The organism is Actibacterium sp., assembly GCF_041584535.1.
Lineage (GTDB): Bacteria > Pseudomonadota > Alphaproteobacteria > Rhodobacterales > Rhodobacteraceae > Actibacterium_D.
The window spans coordinates 1-8,133 of record NZ_JBFHDW010000109.1; the positions used below are offsets into that span (position 1 = coordinate 1).

The 8,133-nt window shown below is 64.1% G+C and carries 7 protein-coding genes and 1 pseudogene; 5 read left to right on the forward strand and 3 right to left on the reverse strand.

The window, feature by feature from the left end; genetic code table 11:
* From ABYW26_RS07170 to ABYW26_RS07190, 5 genes are all read left to right on the forward strand, one after another.
* The coding region (locus tag ABYW26_RS07170) for an FAD-dependent oxidoreductase (RefSeq protein WP_372604092.1) at positions 1-669 on the forward strand (669 nt) is incomplete at its 5' end.
* A gap of 31 nt (positions 670-700) precedes the next feature.
* On the forward strand, positions 701-1,030 hold the full coding sequence (locus tag ABYW26_RS07175; protein ID WP_372604093.1) for a sarcosine oxidase subunit delta: 330 nt from the start codon (positions 701-703) through the stop codon (positions 1,028-1,030).
* Between the two features lie 61 nt (positions 1,031-1,091).
* A complete protein-coding gene (locus ABYW26_RS07180) occupies positions 1,092-4,103 on the forward strand; it encodes a sarcosine oxidase subunit alpha family protein (protein WP_372604094.1) in 3,012 nt (1,003 codons plus the stop codon).
* Entirely contained in the window at positions 4,096-4,680 is a 585-nt protein-coding gene (locus tag ABYW26_RS07185) for a sarcosine oxidase subunit gamma (protein WP_372604095.1), read from the forward strand. Before ABYW26_RS07180 ends, ABYW26_RS07185 begins: the two co-directional genes overlap by 8 nt.
* 98 nt (positions 4,681-4,778) lie before the next feature.
* Positions 4,779-5,825, forward strand: coding sequence for an ATP-grasp fold amidoligase family protein (locus ABYW26_RS07190; protein ID WP_372604096.1), 1,047 nt, complete (start codon positions 4,779-4,781; stop codon positions 5,823-5,825).
* Between the two features lie 8 nt (positions 5,826-5,833).
* Here ABYW26_RS07190 and ABYW26_RS07195 read toward each other — a convergent pair whose 3' ends face one another.
* From ABYW26_RS07195 to ABYW26_RS07205, 3 genes and pseudogenes are all read right to left on the reverse strand, one after another.
* Entirely contained in the window at positions 5,834-6,643 is an 810-nt protein-coding gene (locus ABYW26_RS07195) for a hypothetical protein (RefSeq protein WP_372604097.1), read from the reverse strand.
* An 11-nt stretch (positions 6,644-6,654) separates the two neighbouring features.
* Entirely contained in the window at positions 6,655-7,659 is a 1,005-nt protein-coding gene (locus ABYW26_RS07200; RefSeq protein WP_372604098.1) for a glycosyltransferase family 2 protein, read from the reverse strand.
* A pseudogene (locus tag ABYW26_RS07205) lies at positions 7,656-8,133 on the reverse strand (hypothetical protein); the annotation flags it as partial. The gene ABYW26_RS07200 and the pseudogene ABYW26_RS07205, both read right to left, overlap by 4 nt.

Genomic DNA, 8,133 nt, shown 5'->3' on the forward strand with positions numbered 1-8,133 from the left:
GCCTCCGACCTCGGTGTCGACATCATCCAGCAGTGCGAGGTGACCGGCGTCGACGTCGACGGCGGCAGGGTCACGGGCGTGCAGACGACGAAGGGCGCGATCCGGGCGAAGAAGGTTGCGATGATCGTCGCCGGCAACGCGGGGCCGCTGGCCGAGATGGCCGGGTTCCGCCTGCCGGTGGAGAGCGTCGCCCTTCAGGCGCTGGTCTCCGAGCCGATCAAACCCTGCATGGATGTGGTGGTGATGGCCAACACCGTCCACGGCTATATGTCACAATCCGACAAGGGCGAGATGGTGATCGGCGGCGGCACCGACGGGTTCAACAACTACACCCAGCGCGGCAGCTTCCATCATATCGAGGAAACCATCCGCGCCCTGATTGAAACCTTCCCGATGATCAGCCGCCTCAAGATGCTGCGGCAATGGGGCGGTATCGTCGACATGACCGGCGACCGCTCGCCCATCCTGTCGACAACCCCGCTGGGCAATTGCTTTGTCAATTGCGGCTGGGGCACGGGCGGCTTCAAGGCGATCCCCGGCTCGGGCTGGGCCATGGCCGAGCTGATCGCCAAAGGCGCGCCCGGTCCCTTGGCGGCCGAGTTCGGCCTGAACCGCTTTGCCGAAGGCCGGTTCATCGACGAAAGCGTGGCAGCGGGGGTGGCGCATTGATGGACAGTTTCCGCAAAACGAAAGGTCTGCCATGCTCCTCCTGACCTGTCCCTATTGCGGCATTGCCGCCGACGAGACCGAACTCGCCCCCGGCGGCGCGGCGCATCTGAAACGCTTCGGCCCCGGCTCCTCGGACGCCGAGTTTGAGGCCTACATGTTCCACCGCGACAACCCCAAAGGCGTGCATTTCGAACGCTGGCGTCACGCCCACGGCTGCGGCAAATGGTTCATCGCCGCCCGCTGCACCGCCACGCTGGAAGTCTTCGGAACCTATCCTGCGCAAACCTCGGCCCCGCCGCAGGCCCTTCGCAAAGCCATTGCTGCAAAGCGCCCCGGCTGGGCGTGGAAAGATCCCGTCTGATGCTTTTTCTTGGCAAAAATACTCACGGCGCCTCCGCCGCCCCGCATCCCGAGGCCCAGGCATGAGCACCCGGCTGAAACATGGCGGTCGCCTGATCGACCGCTCGGCGCATGAAAGCTTTTCGTTTAACGGCCGTCAGATGATGGGTTTTGCCGGCGATACGCTGGCCTCGGCGATGTTGGCGAATGACCAGATGCTGATGGGGCGCTCGTTCAAATACCACCGGCCGCGCGGGGTCGTGGCCTCGGGGGTCGAGGACCCGAACGCGCTGGTGGGGCTGGGCGGCGGGCGGCGGTTCGAGCCGAACCAGCGCGCCACCACTACCGAGATTTACACCGGCCTGACCGCGCATAGCCAGAACCACTGGCCCAGCCTTGACCATGACATCGGCGCGCTGAACCGGGTGCTGGCGCCGTTCCTGCCTGCCGGTTTCTATTACAAGACCTTCATGCATCCGCGCCCGCTGTGGAAACACCTGTTCGAGCCGCTGATCCGCCACAGCGCCGGGCTGGGCAAGGCCCCGACCGAAGCCGATGCCGACCGGTATGAGCACCTTTATGTATTCACCGATCTGCTGGTCGTTGGCGGCGGTATTGCCGGGTTGCAGGCGGCGTTGGCGGCGGGCCGGGCCGGGGCAAAGGTGTTGCTGATCGAACAGACCCCGCATTGGGGTGGCCGTGCGCCGGTCGACGGGGTCGAGATCGGCGGCAAGCCCGCCGATGACTGGATCGCGGCGACGCTGGCGGCGCTTGAGGCCCTGCCCAATGTCACCCTGCGCAGCCACTGCATCGGGGCGGGGATTTACGATCACGGTTATGCGCTGGGCTATGAGCGCTGCGAGGATGCGGTGCCGCAGGCGCAAGGCCCGCGTCACCGGCTGTGGCGCATCCGGGCGCGGCAGATCATCACCGCCACCGGCGCGATCGAGCGGCCCTTGTCCTTTCCGGGCAATGATGTGCCGGGGGTGATGCTGGCCTCGGCGGTGCGCGATTACGTGGTGAACTGGGCGGTGGTGCCGGGGCGTCGCACGGTGGTGGTGACCAATAACGACGACGCCTATCGCACCGCCATCGCGCTGCATGAGGCCGGTCAGACCGTGCCGATCATCGTCGATGCCCGGCCCAGAGTGACCGGCGATCTGCCGAAACAGGCGCGGGCGCTGGGGCTGAAGGTGCTTGAGGCGCATGGCCTGTCCGGGGTCAAGGGCGGCAAGCGCGTGACCGGGGTTCAGATCTGTCGCCAGGACGGCGCGGGCGCTGTGACGCAGGAAATCGCCTGCGACGCGGTGGCGATGTCGGGCGGCTGGTCGCCGGTGGTGCATCTGTGGTCGCATTGCGGTGGCAAGCTGATCTGGGACGCCGATCAGGCGCTGTTCCGGCCCGATCCCGATCGGCCTCCGACCTCGCATGACGGGGCGGGGTTTGTGATCGCGGCAGGGGCGGCGAATGGCGCGTTGCAGGCCGGCGATTGTCTGGGCGACGGCGACACCGCTGGGAAATCCGCGCTGCGGGCGCTGGGCCTGCGCGCCAAGGGCGGCGCCATCGCCCGCGCCAGCGCCGAGGCCGAGCAACCACTGCTGCCGATCTGGATCATGCCCGCGCAGGCCACGCCTGAATTGCGGTCGAAGATTTTCCTCGACTACCAGAATGACGTGAAGCTCAGCGATGTGCAGCTTGCGGCGCAGGAAGGCTATGAAAGCGTCGAACACACCAAGCGCTATACCACGCTGGGCATGGCGACCGATCAGGGTAAGTTAAGCAATATCAACGGTCTGGCGACACTTTCTAATGCGTTGGGCGCGGATATTCCCAAGGTTGGCACCACGACCTTCCGCCCGCCTTATACGCCGATCTCGATGGGGGCGATTGCCGGCGAAGCGCGGGGCGATCTGTTCCAGCCGCTGCGCCGCACGCCGATGCAGGACTGGCATCAGGCCAATGGCGCCGTGTTCGAACCGGTCGGCCATTGGCGGCGGCCCTATTGCTATCCGCGCGACGGCGAAACCCGGCATGACGCGGTCATGCGCGAGGTTAAGAACACCCGGCAAGCCGTTGGTTTACTTGATGCTTCCACGCTAGGGAAATTGATCGTCAAAGGCCCGGATGCCGGGCGCTTTCTGGACCTGATCTATACCAATGTGATGTCCTCGCTGCCGGTGGGCCGCTGTCGTTACGGGCTGATGTGCAACGAGAACGGCTTTCTGATCGACGATGGCGTGGTGGCGCGTCTGGATGACCAGACCTACCTATGCCACACCACCACCGGCGGGGCCGAGCGTATCCATGCCCATCTTGAGGATTGGCTGCAAACCGAATGGTGGGATTTGCAGGTCTATGTCGCCAACCTAACCGAACAATACGCCCAGATCGCCGTGGTCGGCCCCAAGGCGCGCGATGTGCTTCAGGCGATTGGCGGCATGGATGTCAACCGCGAGGCGCTGCCGTTCATGGGCTGGGTCGAGGGCACGCTTGGCGGCATCCCGGCGCGGGTTTTCCGGATCTCATTCTCGGGCGAACTCAGTTTCGAGGTCGCGGTTCCGGCCTCGCAAGGTCAGGCGTTCTGGGACATGTGCATGACCGCCGGGGCGGCGCATGGCATCATGCCTTACGGCACCGAGGCGCTGCATGTGATGCGGGCCGAGAAGGGGTTTATCATGATCGGGGATGAGACCGACGGCACGGTCATTCCACAGGATCTGGGCCTTGGCTGGGCGGTGTCCAGGAAGAAGGCTGACTTTATCGGCAAGCGCGGGATGGAACGCACCCATATGACCAACCCCGATCGCTGGCGGCTGGTGGGGCTGGAAACGCTGGATGGTTCGGTGCTGGACGACGGCGCCTATGCGGTGGCCGAGGGCGTCAATGCCAACGGGCAGGGCGCGACGCAGGGGCGTGTGACCTCGACCTATCATTCGCCGACGCTGGGCCGTGGCATCGCGATGGGTCTGGTGCGGAACGGCCCTGACCGCATGGGCGAGGTTCTGGAATTCACCCGCACCGATGGCGGACGGGTGCGGGCGCGGATCGTCGATCCGGTGTTCTATGACAAGGCGGGGGAGAAACAGGATGTCTGACCCTGTCAGCGCCCTGAACGGGGCAAGCTATAGCGGCACGGCGCAGATCAATGAGGCGGGCCCGCGCGGCATGATCACCCTGCGCGGCGATCTGGCGGTTGAGGCGGTGCAATCGGCGGTCTGGACCGGTTGCGGCCTGACCGTTCCCACCCGGCGCGAGGCGATTTTGTCGGGCGATCAGGGCGTGCTGTGGATGTCGCCGGACGAGGTGATGATCCTGCTGCCCTATGCGGATGCGGGCGCGGCGGTGACCCGGATGCAGGCGGCGCTTGCGGGCGTGCATGGGCTGGTGGCCGATGTCTCGGATGCCCGCGCGGTGTTCCGCCTTTCAGGCTCCGGCACGCGCGAGGTTCTGGCCAAGCTGGCGCCGGTCGACCTGTCGCCCTCGGCCTTTGCTCCGGGCGAGGTGCGGCGCACCCGGCTGGCTCAGGTCCCGGCGGCGTTCTGGATGCTGGACGACCAGACGGCCGAGCTGATCTGTTTCCGATCCGTGGCCAATTACGTGTTCGACCTGCTGTCGAATGCCGCGCACCCGTCCGGTAAAATCGGGATATTTCAAGGCCCCGACGCCTTTTAACGGGTCATTGTTTCGAACCTAACCGGCCCAATTGTCGCCCGAATTCGCCCCTAGGCTTTGGTTAACACAAGGTAACCAGAGACCAGGGGCAGACCGAGATGCGCGATTTCGTTGAACAGGCGTTCTATAACAAACGCAGCCGCGAAGACATGGATGACAGCTTTGTCGCGGAATATGCTCGTGATTTCTGGGACTGGTATACCGACAATCTGAAAGACGCGCCCAAGCTGCCCGGTGACAAATGGATGACCGGCCTGTCCGAGCTGGGCTCGCGCAAGATGCGCAACGCGGCGCGGCGCGGGATCGGCGCTTATTTCCGGGCGCGTGGCGTGTTCCCCGATTTCCAGAGCCCGCGCAATTTCACCGAGATGACCCTGCTGAACAGCATCGTCGCGCCGATGCCCCGGCATGTCCCGGCGGACAAGCTGAACGTCGGCGACTATATCCCGGAAAACCTGCGCAATCTGGTGCACCCGGCGCAGGTGCACAAGGTCTTTGACAGCGCCGACCAGATTAATGCCGACGGGCTGAAGCCGGGCCGGTATTTCCTGAAATCCAACCACGGCAGCAGCCATGTCATGCAGATCGACGCGCCCTTTGCCGAGGCGCAACTGGCCAAGGCCCGGGCCAATGCCGATGCGTGGCTGGCCAAGATTTTCGGCACCCATTCGTCGCAATGGTGGTATCGGCTGATCGACCGCAAGGTGTTTCTGGAAGAGGACCTGCGCACCGATCCCGGCCAGCCGCTGCCGGACTACCGCTTTCACGTCATCAACGGGCAGGTGGCGCTGTTGCAGCTTGACCTTGGCCTTGGCACCGACAACCGCAACAACCCGGTGTTCGATGGCGATCTGAACTATCTGCCGCATAATTTCCTGCGCGACAATCTGGGCGAGGTCGATCTGCCGGCGCAGGCTGGTCTGGCCCGCGATGCGGCCCGCGAGATCGGCAAGCAATTTCCCTATGTCCGGGTTGATTTCTACCTGCGCGGCGAGGAATTGTTTCTGGGCGAGCTAACCTTCCTGCCGAATTCAGGCCGCCGGAAAATCCGCTCGGGCGAGCTGAACGAGATGCTGTGCAGCTATTGGAACCCGATGCCGCAGGTGGTGGCGATCGACGACACAGCGATGGCCCGCGCCGCCTGAGCCGCGCTTTAGGCCGCTGATAATTCCGCCGCCGGTTTGCACTGGCTGACCCAGTCGCTGTCCTGCGCATAGCCCAGAATTTGCAGCGCCGCAAAATAGCGCCCGGCATAGATCTCGGCGATCTCTCGCGGCAGCTTGCGGGTCCATTGCGCCGCCTTGCCGGAATTCACATGCAGCGCCACCCGGTCGGTGCGGTTTTCGGTGTCGGCCAGCCCGCCAAACAGGCTGTTCTGCCAATAGATGTCGACCGCGCGGTCGATATCCAGCCCGTCGATGGCGAGCCCTTCAAGCGTTTTGCGGAACAGGGCACAATCGGTGTCGCCGATCAGGTCTTCATACCGCAGTTCTGCCGTGGTCGGGCGGCCATACTCCCATCGCAGCATTTCCTGCACGGTCACGTCGTGCTTGTGCTCCATCTCGAACATCAGCCGGGCGTGGTCGTCGGGCAGGGAATTCAGGTGGTCCTGATAATTCAGCCCGCCCCATTCATCGCGCTTTTCGCGCAGGAATTTCTCGTTCCCCAGACCCGCCACCCGGTGATAGCGCATCCCCGACAACAGCACATCGCGCGGGTCGCGGATGATGTGGATGAACCGCGCCGCAGGGTTTTCGATCAACTCGCGCGGAAAGGTCGAGGACCAGTTGAACAGGATCGCCGGTCCGGTTTCGGGCAGGTCGGCAAGCCGCTTGGCGCGGTAGACCTGCATTGCGGGAATGCCCAGTTCATTCGCGATCTGCCGCCAGACCTTGCGCATCCAGACCGTGCCGGTCTTGTGATGGGTGCCGATACAGATAAAGCGGGCCGGGGTGTCGGTCATGTCAGTCTCCGTCAGGCCGATTTCTTGGCCGGGACATCGTCGCCAAACTGGCCGGTCTCGACAAAGCGACGCCAGGTGTTGTCCTGAAGCTGATAGGCGATGACCTTGCGCGACACGTCCAGAGATGCCTCGTGCAGGGCGCTGAGGGCGGTATCTGCCAGAAGTTCGTTCATCGCCGCCTCAAGGCCATCGGTCCGGATCGAGCTGTCGTCACAGGCGTTCAGATCGAACCGGTCCCAGTAATCGGTATCGATGCGGTCCTTGTTCTTGGAATTGGCGGTGCCGCGCAGGCGTTTCAGCAGAAATTCCTCGCGCGATTTGACGGCGTAATGGTTGATCTGGCCAAAGTCATAGGCCACCTGATCGGCGCTGCTGCGCCAGCCTTTCTTGTGAAACGCATCGCCCAGATCGCGCCCGGCGTCATTGACCCATTTCGCCAGCTCGGGCGTCAGCTCGCGGTCCTTAAAGAATTTCGGCCGGTGCACGCCGAAATAGTCAAACACCCGCGGGCGGAACATGGTCTTGAAGCCCCAGATCAGCCCGTTTTCAGGCGCCTCATGGCTGGAGCCTCTGGTAAAGCGTCGGGTCACCGGGTCGGTGTCGAAATGCGCCTGACCGCCCGAGCCGAAAAACCGCCAGTTCAGTGAAATCGCATCGGCGCCATCGCAGGCCTCGATCAGGCGGTCGATATGGCCGTCGCCTAAGCGCACGTTCACGAATTCATCGGCATCGACGATCATCACCCAATCGGCGTCGCGCACGATATCCATCTTACCGGCGCGGCTATAGGCGGCGCGTTGCGGGTCCATCCGCGGCCCCAGCGGATTGTCGAAATGGTGGATCTCCCCCATCTGGTCCAGCCGGTTCAGGATCAGGTTGGTGCCATCGGTGCAGTCGTTCGAGAACAGCACGAAATCGTCGAAACCGATCATGCGGTGATAGGCGATCCATTCAAGGATATAAGGCCCCTCGTTTTTCATCGTCGAGACGATGATCTTGCGGCCGGTCTGGGTCATTTCGACTTTCCTATCTGATCGGCCACCCCCTGGGCGGCTGCCCACTCCGGGCGGGCGATTTCTCCACGGTCGCGCAGGGCCTTGCGGCGGGCGCGGCGCTCTTCGCGTTCGGCCTTGCGGGCGTTTGTCTCGTCGTCCTGGTCGGCGCTGGCGGTCGGTGTCGGGTCGGGTTCGGGCGTGTTCGGCGCGCCCTCGTCCGGCGCCCCCGCGACTTCACGCAAGGCGGCGCGGGTCTCGGCCTTGCGAGCGGTCTGGCTGCGGGCGATCATCAGGGCGATTTCCTTGTCCGGCACTCCGGAGGTGCGCCATTCCTCGACCTTTTCCTGCCACATCTTCGGCAGGTGCTGAGTGAACAGGATTTCGTCCAGCTTATCCATCGGCACTGCTGAGGCCTGTTTCAGCGAGGCCAGCCAGTCGTCATATTCGCCCGTGGTGCGCAACCGCTCGACCTGAGCCGCATGGAACGCGTTCGCC